This window comes from Chromatiales bacterium, assembly GCA_014762505.1.
Classification (GTDB): Bacteria; Pseudomonadota; Gammaproteobacteria; order SpSt-1174; family SpSt-1174; genus SpSt-1174.
In genome coordinates this window covers 1-21,204 of record JABURS010000030.1, presented here as the reverse complement: position 1 = coordinate 21,204, position 21,204 = coordinate 1, and the positions used below count along the sequence as shown (strand labels likewise).

At 65.5% G+C, this 21,204-nt stretch carries 22 protein-coding genes; 13 read left to right on the top strand and 9 right to left on the bottom strand.

Annotated features, from left to right (window positions below; translation table 11 throughout):
• Positions 1–63 precede the first annotated feature (63 nt).
• Positions 64–966 carry a LysR family transcriptional regulator gene (locus tag HUJ28_04200; protein ID MBD3618652.1) on the top strand — a complete coding sequence of 301 codons (903 nt, stop codon included), beginning with the start codon at positions 64–66 and terminating at the stop codon, positions 964–966.
• Positions 967–1,311: 345 nt separating this feature from the next.
• Here HUJ28_04200 and selD read toward each other — a convergent pair whose 3' ends face one another.
• The 3 genes from selD to HUJ28_04185 form a co-directional block, all read right to left on the bottom strand.
• Positions 1,312–3,570 carry a selenide, water dikinase SelD gene (selD, locus tag HUJ28_04195; GenBank protein ID MBD3618651.1) on the bottom strand — a complete coding sequence of 753 codons (2,259 nt, stop codon included), beginning with the start codon at positions 3,568–3,570 and terminating at the stop codon, positions 1,312–1,314.
• The gene (egtD, locus tag HUJ28_04190; GenBank protein MBD3618650.1) at positions 3,560–4,531 is read right to left on the bottom strand and encodes an L-histidine N(alpha)-methyltransferase; all 972 of its coding nucleotides are present in this window, start codon (positions 4,529–4,531) and stop codon (positions 3,560–3,562) included. Before egtD ends, selD begins: the two co-directional genes overlap by 11 nt.
• A 72-nt stretch (positions 4,532–4,603) precedes the next feature.
• On the bottom strand, positions 4,604–5,884 hold the full coding sequence (locus tag HUJ28_04185) for an ergothioneine biosynthesis protein EgtB (GenBank protein MBD3618649.1): 1,281 nt from the start codon (positions 5,882–5,884) through the stop codon (positions 4,604–4,606).
• A gap of 62 nt (positions 5,885–5,946) precedes the next feature.
• On the opposite strand from HUJ28_04185, the gene HUJ28_04180 reads away from it, so the two are divergent.
• From HUJ28_04180 to HUJ28_04170, 3 genes are all read left to right on the top strand, one after another.
• Entirely contained in the window at positions 5,947–6,912 is a 966-nt protein-coding gene (locus HUJ28_04180) for a TIGR04348 family glycosyltransferase (protein MBD3618648.1), read from the top strand.
• A 99-nt stretch (positions 6,913–7,011) separates the two neighbouring features.
• Positions 7,012–8,391 carry an FAD-containing oxidoreductase gene (locus HUJ28_04175; protein MBD3618647.1) on the top strand — a complete coding sequence of 460 codons (1,380 nt, stop codon included), beginning with the start codon at positions 7,012–7,014 and terminating at the stop codon, positions 8,389–8,391.
• Between the two features lie 148 nt (positions 8,392–8,539).
• On the top strand, positions 8,540–9,460 hold the full coding sequence (locus HUJ28_04170) for a pirin family protein (protein ID MBD3618646.1): 921 nt from the start codon (positions 8,540–8,542) through the stop codon (positions 9,458–9,460).
• 165 nt (positions 9,461–9,625) lie between these two features.
• Here the strand turns inward: HUJ28_04170 and HUJ28_04165 are convergent, their stop codons facing one another.
• The 3 genes from HUJ28_04165 to HUJ28_04155 form a co-directional block, all read right to left on the bottom strand.
• Positions 9,626–9,820: a hypothetical protein gene (locus HUJ28_04165; GenBank protein MBD3618645.1), complete on the bottom strand. Its 195-nt coding sequence runs from the start codon at positions 9,818–9,820 to the stop codon at positions 9,626–9,628.
• Positions 9,817–10,377, bottom strand: coding sequence for a hypothetical protein (locus tag HUJ28_04160; protein MBD3618644.1), 561 nt, complete (start codon positions 10,375–10,377; stop codon positions 9,817–9,819). The genes HUJ28_04165 and HUJ28_04160 overlap by 4 nt, the downstream gene beginning before the upstream one ends.
• Positions 10,378–10,448: 71 nt before the next feature.
• Positions 10,449–11,750: a hypothetical protein gene (locus HUJ28_04155; protein MBD3618643.1), complete on the bottom strand. Its 1,302-nt coding sequence runs from the start codon at positions 11,748–11,750 to the stop codon at positions 10,449–10,451.
• Positions 11,751–12,155: 405 nt separating this feature from the next.
• On the opposite strand from HUJ28_04155, the gene HUJ28_04150 reads away from it, so the two are divergent.
• The 5 genes from HUJ28_04150 (at position 12,156) to HUJ28_04130 (ending at position 15,770) form a co-directional block, all read left to right on the top strand.
• The gene (locus tag HUJ28_04150) at positions 12,156–12,758 is read left to right on the top strand and encodes a DUF2589 domain-containing protein (GenBank protein ID MBD3618642.1); all 603 of its coding nucleotides are present in this window, start codon (positions 12,156–12,158) and stop codon (positions 12,756–12,758) included.
• A gap of 204 nt (positions 12,759–12,962) precedes the next feature.
• Positions 12,963–13,781, top strand: a complete 819-nt coding sequence (locus tag HUJ28_04145) for a hypothetical protein (GenBank protein ID MBD3618641.1) — start codon at positions 12,963–12,965, stop codon at positions 13,779–13,781.
• A gap of 22 nt (positions 13,782–13,803) precedes the next feature.
• Positions 13,804–14,499 (top strand): DUF2589 domain-containing protein, encoded by a 696-nt coding sequence (locus HUJ28_04140; protein MBD3618640.1) that lies wholly within the window; start codon positions 13,804–13,806, stop codon positions 14,497–14,499.
• Positions 14,496–14,774, top strand: a complete 279-nt coding sequence (locus HUJ28_04135) for a hypothetical protein (GenBank protein MBD3618639.1) — start codon at positions 14,496–14,498, stop codon at positions 14,772–14,774. The genes HUJ28_04140 and HUJ28_04135 overlap by 4 nt, the downstream gene beginning before the upstream one ends.
• A 6-nt stretch (positions 14,775–14,780) precedes the next feature.
• Complete coding sequence (locus tag HUJ28_04130; protein ID MBD3618638.1) at positions 14,781–15,770, top strand: hypothetical protein; 990 nt, start codon at positions 14,781–14,783, stop codon at positions 15,768–15,770.
• A 106-nt stretch (positions 15,771–15,876) separates the two neighbouring features.
• Here the strand turns inward: HUJ28_04130 and HUJ28_04125 are convergent, their stop codons facing one another.
• Positions 15,877–16,764, bottom strand: coding sequence for a LysR family transcriptional regulator (locus HUJ28_04125; protein MBD3618637.1), 888 nt, complete (start codon positions 16,762–16,764; stop codon positions 15,877–15,879).
• 100 nt (positions 16,765–16,864) lie between these two features.
• On the opposite strand from HUJ28_04125, the gene HUJ28_04120 reads away from it, so the two are divergent.
• From HUJ28_04120 to HUJ28_04110, 3 genes are all read left to right on the top strand, one after another.
• Positions 16,865–17,734, top strand: a complete 870-nt coding sequence (locus tag HUJ28_04120; GenBank protein MBD3618636.1) for a pirin family protein — start codon at positions 16,865–16,867, stop codon at positions 17,732–17,734.
• An 83-nt stretch (positions 17,735–17,817) separates the two neighbouring features.
• A complete protein-coding gene (locus HUJ28_04115; protein ID MBD3618635.1) occupies positions 17,818–18,444 on the top strand; it encodes a hydrolase in 627 nt (208 codons plus the stop codon).
• Positions 18,445–18,871: 427 nt separating this feature from the next.
• Complete coding sequence (locus HUJ28_04110) at positions 18,872–19,669, top strand: transglutaminase family protein (protein MBD3618634.1); 798 nt, start codon at positions 18,872–18,874, stop codon at positions 19,667–19,669.
• 259 nt (positions 19,670–19,928) lie between these two features.
• Here the strand turns inward: HUJ28_04110 and HUJ28_04105 are convergent, their stop codons facing one another.
• Both HUJ28_04105 and HUJ28_04100 read right to left on the bottom strand, forming a co-directional pair.
• Entirely contained in the window at positions 19,929–20,549 is a 621-nt protein-coding gene (locus tag HUJ28_04105) for a hypothetical protein (protein MBD3618633.1), read from the bottom strand.
• Positions 20,550–20,669: 120 nt separating this feature from the next.
• Positions 20,670–20,870, bottom strand: a complete 201-nt coding sequence (locus tag HUJ28_04100; GenBank protein MBD3618632.1) for a helix-turn-helix transcriptional regulator — start codon at positions 20,868–20,870, stop codon at positions 20,670–20,672.
• A gap of 123 nt (positions 20,871–20,993) precedes the next feature.
• Here HUJ28_04100 and HUJ28_04095 point away from each other — a divergent pair.
• A partial coding sequence (locus tag HUJ28_04095; protein MBD3618631.1) for a helix-turn-helix transcriptional regulator occupies positions 20,994–21,204 on the top strand: 211 nt, incomplete at its 3' end.

The following is a 21,204-nucleotide window of genomic DNA, read 5'->3' as shown; positions in this document are numbered from 1 at the left end:
CTATAAATTACATGGTCTATCAGATAAATTAAGGATTATTTTGATAATTACAAAGTAATTCTTATGCGAAAAATCACCCTGCGTCAGCTCGAGATCCTCGAGGCCGTCGCCCGCTGCGGCAGCTTTTCGCGTGCCAGCGGCGAGCTGCACCTCACCCAGCCCGCCGTCTCCATGCAGGTCAAGCAGCTCGAGGCCGGCCTCGGCCTGCCCCTGTTCGAGCACATCGGCAAACAGATCCGTCTCACCGAGGCCGGCCGGGAGACACTCAACAGCGCCCAGCTGATCGCGCGCGAACTCGCCAACCTCGAACAGGCGCTGGCCGATCTGCAGGGACTCAAGGGCGGCACGCTCACCGTCTCCGCCGCCAGTACCGCCAGCGTCTTCGCCGCCCGGCTCATGGCCCGCTTCCGCGCCCTGTATCCGGAGGTGCAGCTGAGCCTCAACGTCGTCAACCGCGAAACCCTGCTCAGGCACCTGACGGAGAACACCATCGACCTCGCCCTGATGGGCAAGCCGCCGGAAGACCTCGGCCTGCATGCCCGCCCCTTCATGGACAACCCCCTGGTGGTGATCGCCGCCACCAGCCACCCGCTGGCGGGGAAGAGCGGCATCCCCCTGGCGCGCTTTCTCGAGGAACCGCTGATCGGCCGCGAGCAGGGCTCCGGCACGCGCGGCGCGCTGGCCGCCTTCCTCGCCGAACACGGCCTGCCGTTCAACACGGCCATGGAAATGAACAAGAACGAGGCCATCAAACAGGCGGTGGAGGCCGGGCTGGGGGTCGGCGTGGTCTCGCTGCACACCGTCCAGGCAGAGATCGCCTCCGGCCAGCTCTGCGTGCTGGACGTGAAGGGCTTTCCCCTCAAGCGCAAGTGGTACCTGGTGCAGCGCGAAGGCCGGCGCCCGAGCCCGGCGGCCCAGGCCTTCACGGAGATCGTGCTGAAGGATGCGGAGCGCCTGATGCGCTAGAAATGCCAGGCCGGGACATTGCCCCGCATGGCGTTAGGGGATAGGCGTTAGGAGTAGGAGCGCCGTTTATGTCCTCCGGGTGCGAGGCGCGATCAGGGGTGGCACGCTGCCCGGGGCATGGGCAATCGCGGCTTGCACCGCTCCTACGGGAGCACCGGGTTGGTAGGAGCGCTGCAAGGCGCGATCGGGCGGCACGTTGACCAGGCAACGGCATCGCAGCTTGCACCCAGAGGGCATAAACGCAGCCCCACGCGACTTGCAACTCGCGGCATCGCGGCATCGCGGCATCGCGGCATCGCGGCATCGCGGCTCGCGGCTCGCGGCTCGCACCGCTCCTACGACGATTCAGGGGACGACCTGAACCGGCGCCTCTTCGGCGCTGCGCGGCTCGACCCGGCCGATGATCACGGCATGCGGGTAACCGAGGTCGTGCAGCTCGGCCAGGCAGTCGGCCGCCTGCGCCGACGGCACCGCGGCCAGCAGGCCGCCGGCGGTCTGGGGATCGAACAGCAGCGGGTAGCGCGGGTGGGCGCTCAGGGCATCGGGGTCGCGCACGGCGCGGCGCAGGCGCACGTTCTGCGGCTGCAGCGAGGAGAGGATGCCCGCGGCCACCGTCTGCTCCGCCCCGTCGAGCACCGGCACCGTTTCCAGTTCCAGCCGCACGTCGACGTCCGAGGCGCGCGTCATCTCCACCAGGTGCCCCAGCAGGCCGAAGCCGGTGACGTCGGTGCAGGCAGTCGCACCGCGCCGGTACAGGCAGGCCGCGGCGGCCTGACTGGAGACCAGCATGGACTGGATGGCCCCGTCCACCCAGCGCCCCTTCGCCTTGCCGCGCATCTCGGCCGCGAACAGCGTGCCGGTGCCGATGGGTTTGGTCAGGATCAGTGCATCACCCGGGTGCATGCCACCCTTGCGCAGCAGGGCGTCCTTCGCGATCAGGCCGTTCACCGTGAGGCCGAAGGCGAGCTCGGCGCCCTCGCTGGAATGCCCGCCGGCCAGCACCGCGCCGGTGGGCGCCAGGGTGTCCAGGGCGCCGCTCATCACCTCGGCGAGGGTCTGCTCGACGATGTGCTCGCGGCCGTAGGGCACCGTGGCGATGGCCAGCGCGGACTGGGCCTCGGCACCCATGGCGAAGATGTCGCCCAGCGCATGGTTGGCGGCGATGCGACCGAAGGTGTAGGGGTCGTCGATGAAGGCGCGGAAGTAGTCCACGCTCTGCACCATCACCTTGCCGGGCGGCACCTCGAACACCGCCGCATCGTCCGGCGAATCCAGACCGATCAGCACGTCGGGGCGGCGCTGCGCCGGCAGGCGGTTGATGACCCGGCTGAGCACGGTGCTGCCCACCTTCGCGCCGCAGCCGCCACAGCGCATGGCCAGGGTGGAGAGCTCGCGAATGGCCTCGGCGTCGGCGATGCCGCCCACGTCGGGCCCCGTCTCCTGGGGCATCTCCGGCAGCTCGTTGAAGCGCTGCATGAAACGCCGGTCGATCCAGTCCTTCCAGGTCCACAGCAGCCGGCCCTCCCAGGACCAGTTGCCGCGCGAGGCCACGGCGTACTGATCCCCGGTGCTGATCAGGCCGAGGAAATGCTTCTGCGGGCGGTAGCGCTTGAGCGGACGGCCGGCCACCGCGCGGCGCAGGTTCTCGGTGAGCACCGGCCCCTGGCGCACGGCGAACACGCCGGACTTGGGCCGGGGGTCCGGCAGCGCGGCCACGTCGCCGGCGGCGAAGACCTCGGGATGGGAGGTCGAGCGCAGCGACGCGTCCACACGGATGAAGCCCTGCTCGTCCACCGCGAGCCCCGACTGCCCCGGCCACTGCGGCGCGGCGGCCGAGGTGACCCAGAGCACGGCGTCGGCCGGATGGAACCCGCCGCCCTCGACCTGCACCCCGTCGGGCTCGACGGCCACCACCCTGCTGTGCGCATGCACCGCGATGTCGCGCTCGCCCAGCACCCGGTTGAAGCGGCGGCGCACCCCGGGGTTGTGGGTGGGCAGGATCTCCGGCCCGTCGGTGAGCAATGTGTAGTGCAGGCGCGAGGCATCCTCGCCCTGCTCGCGCAACAGGCCTCGCAGGCGATGCCGGGTGGCAAGCGCCAGCTCCACGCCGCCGGCACCGCCGCCCACGACGACCACGCGGAACGCGCCACGGCTCGCCCGCACCCGTTCCTGCAAGGCCTGCCAGTTGTCGAGCCACTGGTCGATGGGCTTCACCGGCAGGGCATGTTCCAGCGCACCGGGCACGTCGATGGTGCGCGGGCGCGAACCCGTGTTGATGGACAGGAGGTCGTAGTGCACCGGCGGGCGGCCGGGCACCTGCACAACGCGCTGCGCGAGGTCCAGGCCCGCGACCTCGCCGTGGTAGAGGCGCGCCCCGGCGAAGCGGGCCAGCGGCCCCAGGTCGATGTGCACGTCGTCCCAGCCGTAGTGCCCGGCCACCAGGCCGGGCAGCATGCCCGAGTACGGCGTGTGGATGTCGCGGGTGATCACGGTCAGGCGCACGCCCGGCATGGGCTTCATGCCGAAGCGGCGCAGCACGGAGACGTGCGCGTGCCCGCCGCCGACCAGGACGATGTCCTTGACGACCGGGATGTCAGACTTCATCCGCCGCCTCCGTCGTCAGCAGGTGCAGGCTGAACAGGCGCTCGTCGTCCACCCATACGCTGTCCGCGGTGAAGCCGGCCCGTGCCGCCAGCTCGCGGAACTCCGCCACGGTGTACTTGTAGGAATTCTCGGTGTGAATGGTCTCGCCCTCGGCAAAGTGGAAGCTGCGGCCCTGCAGCCTCACCTGCTGCGCCGCCAGCGAGACCAGGTGCATCTCGATGCGACCCTCGGCCTCGTTGTACACGGCCCGGTGGCCCCACTTCGCGAGATCGAAGTCGGCGCCGAGCTCGCGGTTGATGCGCGCGAGCAGGTTGAGGTTGAAGGCCGCGGTCACGCCCTGGGCGTCATCGTAGGCGGCCTCGAGTATCGCCCGGTCCTTCTTCAGGTCCACGCCGATGAGCAGCTGCCCGCCCGGCCCGACCAGGTCCGCGATCATGCGCAGGAAGCCGACCGCCGCCTGCGGGTCGAAGTTGCCGATGCTCGATCCCGGGAAGAAGGCCAGGCGCCGGCCCTCCGGGCTGTCCGGCGGCAGCGCCATCAGCCGGGTGAAATCGGTGCAGGCCGCGTGCACCTCCAGCCAGGGGAACTCGACGGCGACCTGCTCCGCGGCCATGCGCAGGTGGTCGCGCGAGATGTCCATGGGCACGTAGGCGCAGGGCCTCAGGCCCGCGAACAGCAGGCGCGCCTTGGTGCAGCTGCCGCTGCCGGGCTCGACCAGCAGCTGCCCGGTGCCGGCCTTCTGCGCGATCTCGTCCGCATAGCGGCGCAGCAGGGCCGTCTCGGTACGCGTGGGGTAGTACTCCGGTAGCCCGGTGATCGCGTCGAACAGCCGCGAGCCCTCGGCGTCGTAGAAGTACTTGGGCGGGACCGATTTCTGCGGCCGGCAGAACCCGGCCAGCACGTCCGCCGCGAGATCGTCGGCGGTGGGGTGCAGGTCCGCGAAGCTCGCCAGCTCGCTCATGCCCGCCCCTCCCTGGCTGGTGTGCAGCGCATCGCCTCGCGGCCTGGCATCGTCATCCAATCCTCCGGGTACTCAGAGTGCGCAGGTGCGGAAACCGGCGAACACGTCGTTGCGCTCCGGTCCGTAGTAGGTGCGCCAGGTGTTGCGGATCATGCGCCCGCGGGTGGTCCAGGCCCCGCCGCGCAGCACCTTGGTGTTGCCGAACAGCGGCTGGGAGTAGTCCGCGTACATGTCGGGTGTAAAGCCCGGGTAGGGCTCGAAAGTATCCTCGGTCCACTCCCAAGCGTTGCCGATCATCTGCCGGCAGCCGAAGGCGCTGTCGCCCGCCGGCAGCGCGCCCACCGCGATGGTGCCCAGCGCGCGGCCATCGAGGTTGGCGAGCTGCGGTGCGGGCGCAGCGTCGCCCCAGGGGTAGTGGCGCTTCTCGGCGGACAGGCCACCGTCGGCACCCGGCTGGCCGGCGGCCGCCACCTCCCACTCCAGCTCGGTGGGCAGGCGCCGCCCGGCCCAGCGGCAGTAGGCGCGCGCCTCGTGCCAGCAGACGTGGATCACCGCCGCATCCGGCGGCAGCGGCTCCCAGCGGTCGAAGCGCCGCATCTCCCAGCCCCCGCCGGCGCGCCGCCAGTAGCGCGGGTGTTCGAGGCCGGACTCGCGCCGCCAGGCCAGGCCGTCCTCGTCCCAGTACTGCGGGTCCGTGTAACCGCCGGCCTCGACGAAGGCCGCGTACTCGGCGTTGCTCACCGCGGCGCGGGCGATGGCGAAGGGCTGCACCTCCACCGGGTGCGCCCACTTCTCGTTGTCGAAGACGAAACCGTCCTGCGGCGTGGCGCCCAGCATGAAGCGGCCGCCAGGGATCTGCGCATCGCCTTCCAGCCGGCCCTGCATCAGGTCCGCGGGCACGGCGCCGATGGCCGGCGCGGGGTATTCCAGGGTCTGGCGCGTGTAGGTGAAGGCCTCGCCGTGCATGTCCTCGTGATAGATCGCGTACTCGAGCAGGTAATCCCGCTGCGGGTCGGGCCCGTCCTGCTCCACGTGGCGGCGCACCCGGTCGTGCACCGCGCGCATGTAGGCCAGGGTGTCTTCGAGGCTCGGCAAGGGGAGGTCCCAGCGGTCGTCGTGGGCGATGGTGATGGAGTCATAGAGACGGTCCACCGACGGGAGCACGGGGGGCTCGCCCAGGTGCTGGCGCAGGATCCAGTACTCGTAGAAGTAGGCGGCGTGCCCGATCTCCCAGCGCAGGGGGTTCACGATGGGCAGCTTCGGCCCCATCAGCTGCCCGCTGTCCAGCCCCTCGATCAGCGCGAGCGTGCGCCGGCGGGCGTCTTCCATCCAGTCGATCAGCGGTTGCGACATGCCACGATATCCCATCGATCAGGTTCGCATGCTATGGTCGCAAGGATGCGCCGGAAAGTCACATGCACATCCGCCTGATCACCCCTGCACCGCGCGGTTCGCGCGCCGGCAACCGGGCCACGGCCAACCGCTGGGCGGCGATCCTGCGCCGGCTCGGCCACCGGGTGCACGTGTCCACCGACTACCAGGGCGAGCCGGCCGACCTGATGGTGGGGCTGCATGCCTGGCGCAGCGCCGAGGCCATCGCCCGCTTTGCCGCCACCTACCCGGACCGCCCCCTGGTGGTGGTGCTCACCGGCACCGATGCCTACCGCTTCATCCACAGCCACCCCGAGCCCACGCTCGCCTCGCTCGAGGCCGCCGACCACATCGTCGGGCTGCATGCGCTGGTGGGCAACGTGCTGCCCAATCACCTGCGCGACAAGCTGCGCATCATCGTGCAGTCGGCCCGTCCGCTCCTGCACCGACAGCCCGCCCGGCGCAGCTTCCGTGTCTGCTTCGCCGGCCACCTGCGCGAGGAGAAGGACCCGCTGCGCCCGGCACTGGCCGTGCGCGACCTGCCGCCGGACAGCCGCATCCGGGTGGATGCCTACGGCGGGGCACACACCCCGGACTGGGCTGCGGCCGCGCGCGAGGAGATGCAGCGCAACCCGCGCTACCGCTGGCATGGCGAGATCCCGCACGCGGAACTGCGGCGGGTGTATGCGCGCTCGCACCTGCTGGTCCTGCCCTCGATCATGGAGGGCGGCGCGAACGTGATCTCCGAGGCGGTGATGGCCGGCCTGCCGGTGATCGCCTCCGACATCGACGGCTCGGTGGGGCTACTCGGTGACGACTACCCCGGCTACTATCCGGTGAAGAATGCCGATGCCCTGCGCGACCTGCTCCTGCGGGCCGAGTCGGACCCGACGTTCTATACCGACCTCGAGGCCGCCTGCGCCGCACGCCGGGGCCTGTTCATGCCCGAGCGCGAACAGGCCGGCTGGCAAAAACTGCTAGAAGATATAGAGGCATCCGGGTCGATCTAGACCATGACGGCAGCGCCGCGACCGGCATTCCGGCCCGGGGCCATTCGTTCACGACAGCGGAGTGCGCGGCCCGCGCGGGCTTCAGGGAGGGTGCAAGCCATGACCGAACACTACGACGCCATCGTCATCGGGGCCGGCCAGGCCGGTCCGCCGCTGGCCGAACGGCTCGGCAAGGAGGGCCTCAAGACCGCCATCGTCGAGCGGCACCTGATGGGCGGCACCTGCGTGAACACCGGCTGCACCCCGACCAAGACGCTGGTGGCGAGCGCACGGGTCGCACATCTCGCGCGGCGCGCCGAGGACTACGGCGTGAAGATCGACGCGCCCGTGAACGTGGACATGGCACGGGTCAAGGCACGCAAGGACGAGATCGTCGCCGCCGCCAACCAGGGCGTGACCCGGTGGGTGGAAGGCATGGAGAACGTCACGCTGATCCGCGGCCACGCCTGCTTCGAGGATGCGCACTCGCTGTCCGTTAACGGCAGGACACTCACGGCCGAACGCATCTTCATCAACGTCGGCGCCCGCGCACGGGTACCCGATCTGCCGGGCCTCGACGAGGTCGGCTACCTCACCAGCTCCAGCATCATGGACCTCGACTTCATCCCGGGGCACCTGGTCATCATCGGCGGAAGTTACATCGGCCTCGAGTTCGCGCAGATGTACCGCCGGTTCGGCGCCCGGGTGACCGTGGTCGAGATGAAGGACCGGCTTATAGGGCATGAGGACCAAGAGGTATCCGACACCGTGCGCAAGTTCCTCGAAGACGAGGGCATTACAGTGCGGCTGGAGGCCGAGTGCCTGAGCGTCGAACGCGGGCCGGAGGGCGTGCGCGTGAACATCGAGTGCGGGCACGACGCAACACCCATCGAGGGCAGCCACCTGCTGCTGGCGGTTGGTCGCGTGCCCAACACCGACGACCTCGGCCTTGAGAACGCCGGGATCGAGACCGACGAGCGGGGGCACATACGCGTCGACGACGCCCTGCGTACCAACATCGAAGGCGTGTGGGCGCTCGGCGAGGTCAACGGCCAGGGGGCCTTCACCCACACCAGCTACAACGACTACGAGATCGTGGTCGCCAACCTGTTCGACGATGACCCGCGCCGGGTGAGCGACCGCATCCCCTGCTACGCCCTCTACACCGACCCGCCACTCGGCCGTGCCGGCATGACCGAACGCGAGGCGCGCGACTCAGGGCGCAACGTGCTGGTGGGCAGGCTCGAGATGTCCGCCGTCGCGCGCGCCCGCGAGCAGGGCGAGACGCGCGGCTTCATGAAAGTGCTCGTCGATGCCGACAGCGGGGAGATCCTCGGTGCCACCCTGCTCGGCCTGCACGGCGACGAGGTCGTGCACGTGCTTCTCGACGTGATGTATGCCGGGAGACCCTACACCGTCATCAGCCGTGCCGTGCACATCCACCCGACCGTGTCTGAATTACTCCCCACGATGCTGCAGTCGCTCCGACCGCTGGAGTGAGTCGCGCAGAGAAAAACGGGCCAGCCAACCACCTCCACTGAAATTAATGATATTTTCTCCCTGACCCGGTTTGTTGTGAACCCAACCAATCAGTCCCGTGCTGCAATGCGAACCAGCAAAAACCGGGACGCCAGGACAACGAGGCCCCATGAGCATCGAAACCCTCCAGCAGCTGCCCCCGGAATGCCAGGCCGGCGCCTGCACGGCCATCGAGCTGATCATCACACCCAGGCCCCACGACCTCGGTGGCTTCGTGGTACGTCGCGCCCTGCCCTCGGCCGAGCGGCGCATGATCGGCCCCTGGATCTTCTTCGACCACATGGGCCCGGCGGACTTCCCGCCCGGCCAGGGCATCGACGTGCGCCCCCATCCGCACATCAACCTCGCCACCGTCACCTACCTGTTCCGCGGCGAGATGCTGCATCGCGACTCGCTGGGCAACGAGCTGGCGGTAAGACCCGGCGAGATCAACCTGATGATCGCCGGCCGCGGGATCGTGCATTCGGAGCGTCAGCGCGAGGAGATCAAGGCCGCCGGCAACGCGCTGGAAGGCCTGCAGCTCTGGCTAGCCCTGCCCGAGGCGGACGAGGAGATGGAGCCGGCGTTTCACCACTACGATGCCGCAGAGATCCCCGCCGCAGACATCGACGGTGCAGCCGTCCGCGTGCTGATCGGCGAGGCCTATGGCGTCCGCTCGCCCGTGAAGACGCTGGCCGAGACACTGTACGTGGAAGCAAGGCTCGAACCCGGCCAGCGCCTGCGCCTGCCCGACGGCATCGAGGAGCGCGCCCTCTACGTGGTGGACGGCGAACTCCAGGCCATGGAAAGCCGTATCGCGGCCCGCACCATGGCCGTGTTCAGCCCCGCCGAGGACATCGAGGTCACGGCCACCGCACCGACCCGCTTCGTCATCATCGGTGGCGAACGCCTCTCGCACCGCCACATCTGGTGGAACTTCGTCTCCAGTCGCCGGGAGCGTATCGAACAGGCGAAGACGGACTGGCGCGAAGGGCGCTTCCCGAAGGTGCCGGGCGACGAGGCGGAGTTCATTCCCCTGCCGGAGAAATAGGCTCGCCGATCAGCGCACAGAACTTCTTTTGCTGACGAAAAACTGATCCGGCACTCTCTGGAACCTGGTCATCCCAGCCCCCCTGTACGATGCTTCTGGCGTCTACGCATCTCCGCCGTATAACCCCACTACGCCCCACTTGTCGCAGGCAAGATAACACCCTGGTCAGGGTGTAGAAGAGAGGATGACGACCTGAGAAAAATGCATATCGTATCGGTGCGGGTGATCCTGGTCTTCCAGGACGACGTGATCATCATCGAGACGCACGGCAATTACACGATGCTGCACTCCGCCGATCACGGTCCTGAACTCCCGTTTCTCCTCGACAAGCCGTCTGATCTTCTGCTGGAATTTACTCATGGCGGACTCCCCGCGCCTTCACCCTCATCGAGGATGTCTGTGACTTCCCTCTTGATCTGAATCAGTTCCGCTTGCGCCTTGAGCACACCCTGTTCCGCTTCCTTCATCTCGACCATCGCCAGCTCATGGGCGGTCTTGATCACCATCTCGTACTGACGGACCACCTCCTCCGGTGACAGGTCCTGGTTGATGGACAGCTCGCATAACCGGTAAAGCGACTCACGCAGGAACAGCAGCATCTGCGAGCGCTTCGCGAGCTGCACGACCTCCTGGCGCGTTTCGGAGGCGATCTTCGCGGACGCGGCATCCTGCGGCAGGTCCGCTTCCAGGTTCATGCTGGAGACCAGGTCCAGGGCCACATCGGGAGAAGGCTCGGCGCAATAGACCATATCGGAACCACGCCGCACCATCAGTGCACCGCGCCGGTCGGCCGTGTAATCGAACCAGTAGGTCGTATCCGGTTCCAGTGCGTGCTGCCTGGCCGGCGAGGTGAACATTGCACAACCACTCATCGGCAGGGCCGAGGAAAGCATCAGGACCAAACACCACTGTTTCATGACACCTCCATGGTCATGGATCGAAGACAGGTGCAGCGGCGCATCACACAGCCATACGCCGCTGCACACGCTCAGGAGCGGGCCGCCTTGCCATCCTCGTTCAGGCCATAGCGGCTACGCAACGCCTCGGCCTGCGCCCCCGCCTGCCGCTCCAGGTTCGAGGCAAACAGGCCGGCAAAGCTGTCGAGCCCATAGCCGGCGAGGAAGGCGTAATTGATGGTGGCATCGCCCGGTTCCTCTGCCATGAGCAACAGCCATGCGGTGACGAACACGGCCAGTGCAACCCTGCCGACGATCTGCGCCGTGCGCGCCGAGAGAAAGTAGCCCCAGTCCGACACGGGGAGAAACGTCGCAACCGAAACCCCCTGGCGATGCTTTGCACTTCCTACCAGCTTGTGTGCCAGCAGACCCGCCAGCAATGCGAGCCATATCGTGATCGGAATGCCGGCCGGGCTCGCCGCCCGCCCTGCCTCGGCGGCAGCTTCAGCACTCGCCAGGAACGGGGTAGACACCTCCAGCCAGGCCATTACCGCCCCCCACTTCCAGAACAGGGCCGTGAACGACACCAACACGAGGATGACGAACACATGACGGAGCGCCCGTGAAAACGGGTTCGCGGGATAGCGATAGATCAGACCGGTCGAAGGATCGACCAGACCGCCCTGGATCTGCTCCTGCTTCCAGGTGATGTAGTTCAACACCTTTACACGGTCCGCCTCATTCAGGAGTTCATCCTCGAAGACCATGTGAAACGGCAGTACGTGACCCGGCCGCGACAGCTTCAGCCAGGCATTGACCCGGTCGACGATCGTCCGGTAGCCGACTTCCAGCACCAGCCCCTGCGCCTGCTCCTCCAGCAGAGAGATCACCTGCAAGGTATCGGCCACCTCTTCGCCAGCACCTGTGGATGCCGTATTGGCCGGCTTCCCAGGTGAATCTGCAGGCCAGATCCGGCTGATCCTCATCTGCTCCCAGAGGTTGAGGATGTGTCGGACCGCATCACTACTGACACCCGACGCCTTCTCGATGTCCACGATAGTGGCAACACACTCATCGATATCCTGGCAGGTCTTTTTCAGGTACGGCCTGGCCTCGCTGTATTTGAGCTGTCCGTTCTTGATACGGCGCAGCAGAAAAATCAGATCGAGCACCTCCGTCCGTAGCAGACGCAGGGCGGAGACCATCTTCGCATCTTGGGAGTGTGTGCCGGAGACTGCGCCGCATGGGTTGCAACATACCGAGAAAATGGCATGAAGCCGGTTAAAAAAGGCGTGCAGCCGATTACACCAAGGCGTGTCGGACGCGGCCACGGGAGTCACCACGGCAGATGACTCACCACCGCCAGGCGCGGTATTGACAGACAGATCACTCATGACACGACTTCCCTGTGAACTTTCCTCCGGAAAGCTTAGCGCGATTGCAGGTCACTTCAATTCGGATTACGCACTATCAGAAAAATCCTACAAGCAGATACCCATCCGTGAAACATCCGCAACAGCAAGCCTGGAAGCAATCCGGCTTCCCTGACAAGCCTCAACGCCTTCCCCGCCAACCTGCCTGTTTCATTGACAATACATCAAAGGGTGCTAATAGCTTCTAACGTGGCGGCCTCGATTGGCCTCCATGGACGCACGGAGGCGACGTGAGCCGTGCCCGCGCAAGCTCCCCCAAGGGAACTGTCCGTTGCGCCGCGATCCAGGCTCTCCCGCGCCAGCATCGGCCGGGAAATCCCCGGGCACTGAGCGACGACCGTTCCCGACAACCCCAAGGAGAAAGACATGGCCGTCGCAGGAGAACTCCAAGCCCTCCCGTTCGGAACGCTCATCGGTGCACCGCTGGATGCCGCCATCGAGGCGCAGTCCCGGGCCGCCGTTTCCTCGGTCAACTTCATCAAGTCCATCGGCTTCGATGAGAAGGGAAAGGTCCAGAACATCACCTTCACCGCCAAGAAGGGCGGGACCGAGACCGAGATCACCGTACCGCTGCTCACCATCGTCCCGATTCCGTTCATCCGCATCGACGAGATGACGATCGACTTCAAGGCCAACATCACCTCGACCACGGAATCGGAAGACAAGACCATCGAGTCGAAGAGTGCCAGTGCCAAGGTCAGCGGCAGCGCGCGTTACCTCTTCTTCAAGGCCAGCCTCGAGGCCTCGGTGTCCTCGAAGAAGGACTCCGAATCCACCAAGAACTCCCGGTACTCGGTCGAGACCACCATCGACATCCACGTGCACGCCGTGCAGGACGAGCTGCCGGCAGGCCTGTCCAAAATGCTCAACATCCTGGCCGACACGATCGAGGCGCCGCCGCCCATCGCCGCGACCACCGCTGCCGGCGGACAGGAGAAGCCGGGGCCGGAGGGAAAAAAGCCTTCGTGAGCCTCGGGCCCTCCCGGCTCCAGCGCCGTACAGGCCCATTGTCCCTCGCGGTGCGTTATCTCACCGGACACACCCGGGTCTGGCAGCGGGTGCTCGACTGGCTCGCCTGGCGCCCCGGGCGGGGTGTCGCCTGAGTCGTCCCGGCATCGTCGGGGCGCCTGCAACCTGAACAGGACGTCAACCACAAAGGCTTAACGGATCACTATGGCCGATATCCAGCAGATACTGGGCGCGCTACTTCGCGACCTCGCCAAGGCGCGCTTCAGCGCCGACCTCTACTCACGCTCCATCGCCCGCTATTACGAGAACGACTATCTCCTGCGCCGCTTCCCCATCCCGCGTGCGGATGTGGAAGAGGTCGAGATCGACCTCAAGTTCTCCATCGCCGAGATACTCGCTAGCGAGGCCAATCACGAGAGCCAGGAGGCCAATGCCGCCGTACTGTTCGAGCGTGCGGTGGAGCGGCTGGTATCCACCTTCCTCAACGTCGCCGGCGCGCGCGAGCAGAAAGATCCCTCGCTGCGCGAGCAGCGCACGCAGTACGTGGACAAGGGCTTCGGCTCCACGGTGCTGCGCATCGAGATGCGCCAGAAGGTGCTGCGCTACTTCATCGAGTCATACACCTACTTCATCGACGACGAGGGCAGGCTGCACACGGACAAGGTGCTGGAGCACCTGGAGCGCCCGTTCCGCTGGGCCATGGAGCAGTATGCCAACGAGTCCTACCGGGAAGACCCGCAGGCCAGCGGCGAGATGAAGCGGGCGTTGTTCGACATCGTGCAGCCGGTGATCGAGACAACGGACATGAAACGCGCCGTCGAGGCGATGGCCGAGCCGCTCAAGACCATCTCGCGCGGCAACAGCGACGTGCGCATGGAGGTGATGGTGGAGGGCAGCCAGCTCGCCCAGCTCGGCGAGGCGGCCATCTCCAGCATCAAGATCAAGGCGGTGGTCCGCAACCTCATCTGGAACGAGGTGAAGGTGGACAAGTACACCACGCGCCATGCGCTGACATCCGAGTAGCGCCGACAGGGAGGGACAGGACATGCCGGAAAACATTTCAGACGAGCCACGGGCACCGGGCAACGGCGGTAGCGAACCGCCCGACGGCGGCACCCGGTCCACGCGCGCCGACCCACCGGCGCCGCAGGGCTCGGTGCTGTCGCTCTCCCAGCTCATCGGCGCGCCGATCAACGCCCTGGTCGAGGCCGAGGCCCAGGCCGCCATGGCCACCGCGCGGTTCATCCGCATGGTGGGCTTCACCGGCAACGGCGACGACATGAACGCGCTCGGCGAGCTGCAGATGGCCCGCTTCAATCGACGGCGCCGAACCAAGGACGGCAAGATCGAGGACGTGGAGGTACAGATCCCCCTGCTGTCCATGCTGCCGATCCCCGCACTGCAGATCCGCGACGCCGAACTCGACTACACCGTGCGCATCCTGCAGACCGAGGCGATCCAGCCGGCCGACGGCGCGCAGGAATCGCTGACCCGGCGCACCCCGGAAGGCGAGCCCATCGCCCGGCTGCGCGCCTCCTTCGCGCGCGAGCCCCGCCCGGGTGACCGCCGCAGCACCGACATGCTGGTGAAGATGAAGCTGCGTATCGAGCAGGCCGACATGCCCAACGGTCTCGCGCAGCTGCTGGCCCTGGCGTCCGAGTCGAGCCAGCAGGAGGCCCTGTTGCCCGCCCCGCAGGACACGGACGCCCAGCCCGGAGAAAAGACCGGGGAGAAGGGATGACCGCCACCGCACCCGGCAAGATCCCCTGCCCGTCCTGCGGCGCACCGCTGCCGTTGCCGGTGGAGGCCGTGCTGGCCGGCAGGCCCATCGGCTGCCAGTTCTGCGGCCTCGAACTCACCGTGCAACAGGAGACCTCGCAGGAGGCCCTCGCCGCCCTCGCCCGCTGGCACGAGGAGACCGCCGACGCCCGGGCCGCGGCAGCGATCACCCAGGCCACACAGAACGACGCGGCATCCGAGACGAGTGGTCGCAGAAAGCGGCGGCCCCGCCGCTAAGCCCCCTTGAGGATCTACCAGAGCCGTTTCCATCCAACGCTCGACGACCCCGGCCCCTGGGACGTCTGGCAGCTGAGCCCGGGCGAGCTCGCCGGACTCCAGGCACTGCTGAAAGACGCCGGCATCCAGGCGGCCCACGCCCTGCTCGAACAGTACGGCAGCCAGGCCACACTGTTCGACGCGCCAGGCCTTGTCCGGCGCCTTGCCGGCCAACCCCTGGATGACGACGCCCTGCCCGCCGATGCCCTGTTCCATACCGCACTCACCCTCCTGGCCTACGACTGCTATCAGGCACGCGTCCCGGTGCCACGCCCCGCGGCCGGCGGCAGCACCAACCCCGCCAACCGCAGACACGGGGCCACACTGCGCGCCTGGCTGCTCGGCCGCCTGCAGGCCTGGCTGCAGGCAGACGCGCAGGGCTCGCTCGTGGCCCGCGCCATCTATGCGCGCATCCCGCAGGACGGCCTGCCCACCGGGCAGATCGCACGGCGGCTGCGCAAGCAGGTGGAAGACAGCCGGCTTTTCGTGAACGCGGAAGTGAACTTCGAACTCCGCCCCAAAATCATCGGCGGGCCGCGCTGGCTGCAGGCCGAAACCGTGCACAGCCTGCGCGAGATGGAACGCAAACTGCACCACGGCGAACCCGTACTCGTCGAGCTGATACGTGATGCCGAGGCATCGCCCGCCACCGCACAGGTTGTCGTCGTGTATCGCCTGGAAGATGCCGGGGACGGGTGGATCGGCCTGTGGTGCTACGACCCGGGCCAGGGCACCGAACCACTCGCCCTGCGCCTGAGATCCGCACCAGGCCACCTGATCGTCTACGACGCGACGCTGGTCCGGGAGCGTCCTGCCGTGAAGGGCATTCGTCTCGTGGCCATCGGGGGGACCACCCCGCCACGGTTCGGCGCAAGGCGCTACACCCGCTGGCTCTTTCCGTGGGCCGTACTGTGGCACCTCCGGCGCCGATGGCGCCCGAATCGTCCGGCCCGATGAACGTTCCCTCCGGAAGGCATCCATGCCCCTTGGAGAAGCCCCGGCAGGAAAATGCGCCGAGCAACGCGGTCCTGGTCACACCCGATATATCTGCCTGCGCCCCTTATTATCCGAGCAGCCGCTTCAATTCGACAGCCGCAACATCCACAAACGCTCGCAGCTTCGGCGCTATGAACCGCTGTCGCGGGTAAACCAGGTGGATGGGATCGGCACGGGCTTGCCATTTCGGCAACACCCGAACGAGCCTGCCACTCTCGATATCGTCGAGGCAGATATAAGTCGGCAACAATCCGATACCCTGTCCACCGAGGGACATCAATCGTATGACCCCCAGGTCGTTGACTATCAGATTCCCTTCCATGGACACCACGGCACGACGCTTCCCGCTCGACAGCGTCCATTGCTCCTTGCCGAAGGACGTGAACTGCAGGCAACGATGCCGACTCAAGTCTCCAGGCGCTCGCAGAGACGGGGCCTCCTGCAGGTATGCGGGACTCGCGAACAGCGCCCAGCATGCACTCCCCACCCTTTTTGCAACCAATGTCGAATCCTTCAACACACCCGCCCGGATGGCCACATCCACGCCATCAGCGACCAAATCCACGTAACCATCCGTCAGCAACAGTTCGACGCTGATCCTTGGATAAGTCTCACGCAGGCGCTCGAGCAGACAAACGAGGATGGCGTCACCGAAATCCGCGGGGGCAGTCACCCGCAACCTTCCCCTGGGCTCACCGGTTGACACTGTCACCGCGGCCTCTGCCTCCAACAGGTATTCCAGCCCCTGGGCGGCGTAGCGATAGTAGATCTCGCCATATTCGGTCAGGTTGAGACGACGGGTCGTACGCTGAAGCAGTGTGGCGCCCAGCCGCTGCTCAAGGCGCGCAACGCGCGTACTAACCGTGGAGGTTGGCAGCCCCAGCAGGCGCGCCGCCCCACTGAAACTCCCGGCCTGGACCACCTTCACGAACACCGCTGTCTCATTGAAATCCATGTCGATTATTCATTCAGTTGAAAAGTATTTTCCGATCTTACCACCTAGTGGACCTATACGCCTCCGGCTAGATTAGTCCTCAGGCAAACAGGAGGTCGACATGAAAAAACTCACCTTCATCAAGCGCGGCAGTGGCCGCCACTGGGTCGGAGACGGCTTTCCGGTGCGCAGCATATTTTCGTATCACGATCTCGCGGAAACGATCTCCCCCTTCCTGCTCATGGATTATGCAGGCCCCACGCATTTCGCGCCGACGGCGCGACGTCGCGGCGTGGGAGCACACCCTCATCGCGGATTCGAGACGGTAACCATCGTCTACGCCGGGGAGGTCGCACATCGTGACTCGACGGGCACCGCCGGGACCATCGGCCCTGGTGACGTACAGTGGATGACCGCAGGATCAGGCATCCTGCACGAGGAATTCCATGGACCTGACTACGCGCGCCAGGGCGGGCCGTTCGAGATGATCCAGCTGTGGGCCAACCTGCCGGCCCAGCACAAGATGACAGCCCCGAGCCACCAGGAACTCGCCCGGGAGCAGATCCCGACACTCGCGTTTCCGGAGGGCGTCGGCACCGCTCGCATTATTGCCGGTGCCTATGGCGCCACACAGGGAGCAGCCCGCACCTTCAGCCCGATGAACGTCTGGGACCTGCGCCTCAATGCAGGCAAGACACTGTCGGTCGAGCTACCACCGGAACATACGACGTCCCTGTTCGTATTGAATGGCGCAATCCTGGTCGATGGGCAGCGTGTCACCGCTGGCGAACTCGCGGTAATGGAACGCGCGGGATCGATGCTCGCATTCGACATCGAGGAGGACAGCACCGTACTGCTTCTCAGCGGCATGCCACTCGGGGAACCCGTTGTCGGCCATGGGCCATTCGTGATGAATACGCACGACCAGATTGCCGAAGCGTTCAGAGACTTCAGCGCCGGGCGATTCGGAGAGTTGCCCCCGGCCTCATGAAATCCACGGCGCCCCGGTTACACGACCGGGGCGCCCAACACCCACCGCCTGTCCACACAGGCATACTCAATCCAGGAGACGACATGAACACACCCTACACACGCCTCGACAAAGACGACGCTGCCGTCCTGCTGGTCGATCACCAGGCCGGATTGCTCTCACTCGTACGCGACATCGATCCGGACCAGTACCGCAACAACGTCCTGGCACTCGCCGACCTCGCGAAATACTTCAATCTTCCAACCATTCTCACGACCAGTTTCGAAACGGGTCCGAACGGCCCCTTGATGACCGAACTCAAGGAGACCTTCCCGGACGCACCGTATATCGCCCGCCCGGGGCAGATCAACGCGTGGGACAACGAGGACTTCGTCGCAGCGGTGAAGGCCACCGGAAAGAAGCAACTCATCATCGCCGGAATCGTCACCGAAGTGTGCGTTGCCTTCCCCACGCTTTCCGCGCTGGAAGAAGGCTATGAGGTATTCGTCGTCACCGACGCCTCCGGCACCTTCAACGCCCTGACCCGCGAATCCGCCTGGGATCGCATGTCCTCCGCCGGCGCCCAGCTTATGACCTGGTTCGGCACCGCATGTGAGCTCCATCGCGACTGGCGCAACGATATCGACGGTCTCGGCCAGCTGTTCGCGAATCACATTCCGGACTACCGCAACCTGATCAACAGCTATACGACATTCCAGGGTAATAACTAGCGCGACCCGGGCTCAGCACATCAATGTGCTGAGCCCAACCCACCCGCCACGCATCCGGGGCGACCGGGGATGCAGAAAGACCGATGCCTGCCCCGTCTTGCCCCCTGTTGGACTACCTCTCTAGCATTCTCATGGCGACCACACCCCTGCAGCAGCCATTCGCCGGATAAAATGGGACTCTAAACGCTGACAACGAATCAGGAAGCGGAATGTCGGCACCCAGTCGACCAGTTGCCCTGGTTCGACCAAGATCCCATACTCGTACGCAACCTACCGTGGCACGGGTTCAGCACCTGTTGTGGTAAGTGCACCGCACTGCTTCATTGTGCACTCCTGCCAGCACCCTGTCCGTCGAGGCTTGCCCGTGTTAGTTTGAGCAAGGCACAGCAATCCAGCCGGTTCAGCCAGGGGTGAGAGGATACGTCAGATGTGGATGCGAACGACCTGCACGCTCCAGTTCGAGTTCGGTGACGCGACACCGCTGGTCCTGATGCTGAGGCCCCGCAGCGGCGAGCAGCAATGGATCGCGCGGGAGAGCTATACCATGTCGCCCCACGTCACGGTGCGGGAATACACGGATATCTTCGGCAACCTCTGCCAGCGCCTGGTCGCCCCGGCCGGGGCCTTCTCCATCCACACCGCGGCCGAGGTCGTGACCACGGACACAATCGTGCAGGCACCTGGCGCGGAATTCGTGGAGATCCAGAACCTGCCGGACAACGTGCTCATGTATCTGTTGCCGAGCCGCTACTGCGAGTCGGACCGCTTCGGCAACATGGCGCGCGAGATCGTCGAGGGTGTCCCGCTGGGTTACGACCAGGTGGACCGCATCACGCAATGGCTGCGGGACAGCGTCCGCTATGCGCCGGGTACCAGCGCCTTTCCGCTCTCCGCCGTCGAGGTGAACACGCAGGGAGAGGGCGTGTGCCGCGACCTCTCGCACCTGGGCATCGCCCTGTGCCGTGCCCTGAGCATTCCCGCCCGCCTGGTCGTGGGCTACCTGTACGACCTCGAGCCGATGGACATGCACGCCTGGTTCGAGGCCTACGTGAACAACCGCTGGTACACCTTCGATCCCACTGAAGGCCTCCTGCGCGGCGGCCGCCTGGCCGTGGCCTACGGGCGCGACGCGGCCGACGTGGCGATCTACACCCAGTTCGGCCCACCCGCGATCTACAGCGACATGGACGTGAGCGTGGAGTTGCTGCCCGCCCCGACGGACTGAGACAGATCCCGCGTCACGCGTCCGAAAAGCAGGCGCCCATGGTGCCTGTACTTCATGGCCTGGCGAGCTCAGGCCGTCATGCAACCAAATGCCCTGGCTCGCCTCGCAGTTGCCGAACATAGACTGTGTTATTGCAAGACCTGACCATTTTCATCTGTGAATGGTCGATGCTTTGGTGGCTAGAGCGCCGACCCCGCCATCACCTTATCCTTAAACAAGGAACAGTATGACTTCGGCAGCCCCCACTTATCGATATTACTCAATTAGAATTGTTATACGATATAGCGATGGCAATGAATGAAAGAAGCACAAACCCAACGACCATCAGGACCCCATCCGCAGCAACCGTGACTGGTGTGAGCGCCGCCCTCTTCGCATAACCCATCGCCGTGTGATCAACACTGACACTAACCGTGTAGGTCTTGTTGAGGCGCTGCGAGGGAGCCGTAGCCTGTATTCCGCCCGAATCATAGCGAATGCCTGATAGCTCCATGTGCAGAACATACCCGCTCTCTACTCGCGGCTTGAACCCCAGACTCATCGCCTGTTCCACCTCTTCCGCCGACAATTCCACATCGATCAGCAGGGATAGCTTCCCTGTTATGCGCTGATCCGCATGGACATCAAAGGGATAGAAGCGCGCATGCATTTTTGCATGCAGATTAGACCTGAGTGAGTGCACCAGCGCCTCTGGTGCATCGAAGATGTAGTGGTAACCCCTACCGATGACGACGATCTTCTTCATGTCCTCGGTAAACAGGACAGAAGACACCTCCTCCTTGTATTCCTTTCGCCTGTACAGCTCCGCCGTACATCCGGAAAGCCCGCCAGCCATCCCGACCAGCCCTGCACACAGAAACCGCCTGCGCCCAACATCCATAGTCATTCTCCGTTTTTGTTATTTCATCCATCAGGGGCATCCCGCCCTGTCCTATCCAATGTCATGCCTCCAGGCGACGCACCACCTCGGTCATCGAGACGCCTAGGTCGACCTACCGTACTAGGGCCGAAACAAATCGCCTATATCGCATTTCAGTGCCTTGGCGATCTGTTCGAGCGTCTTGATCGTGGTGTTCTGGGCCGCGCTTTCCAGGCGGGTAAGCGTTGCACGGCTAATACCCAGTTTACGGGCGAAGACCTCCTGAGAGAGGTCACCTCGGCGGGTACGCAAGTTCCTGGCCAGTCGTTCGGGCAGCGTCATGCGTCACATGTGAACATGTGCCAGTGTTCACATGTGAACAATTTCGCGCTAGACTCGGTTCACATATGCACCAACAAATGAAACCCAAACTACGGCATGACCGACAAGCCAAGGAAGGCCTTCATGACAAAGCCCGACCTGCGAGACCGCATCGCCAGACGCGTGGCGGCGCTACGCATCCTCAAGGGTCACAGCCCGGAAGAGCTCGCCGCTAAGGCAGGAGTGGTCGTCAGCTACCTGCTGGCCATCGAGACGGCGCAGCGGGTGGACCTGTTCCTGCTCCACCGCATCGCCGAGGCCCTGGAAGTGAACACCGCCGACCTGATGGACCCAC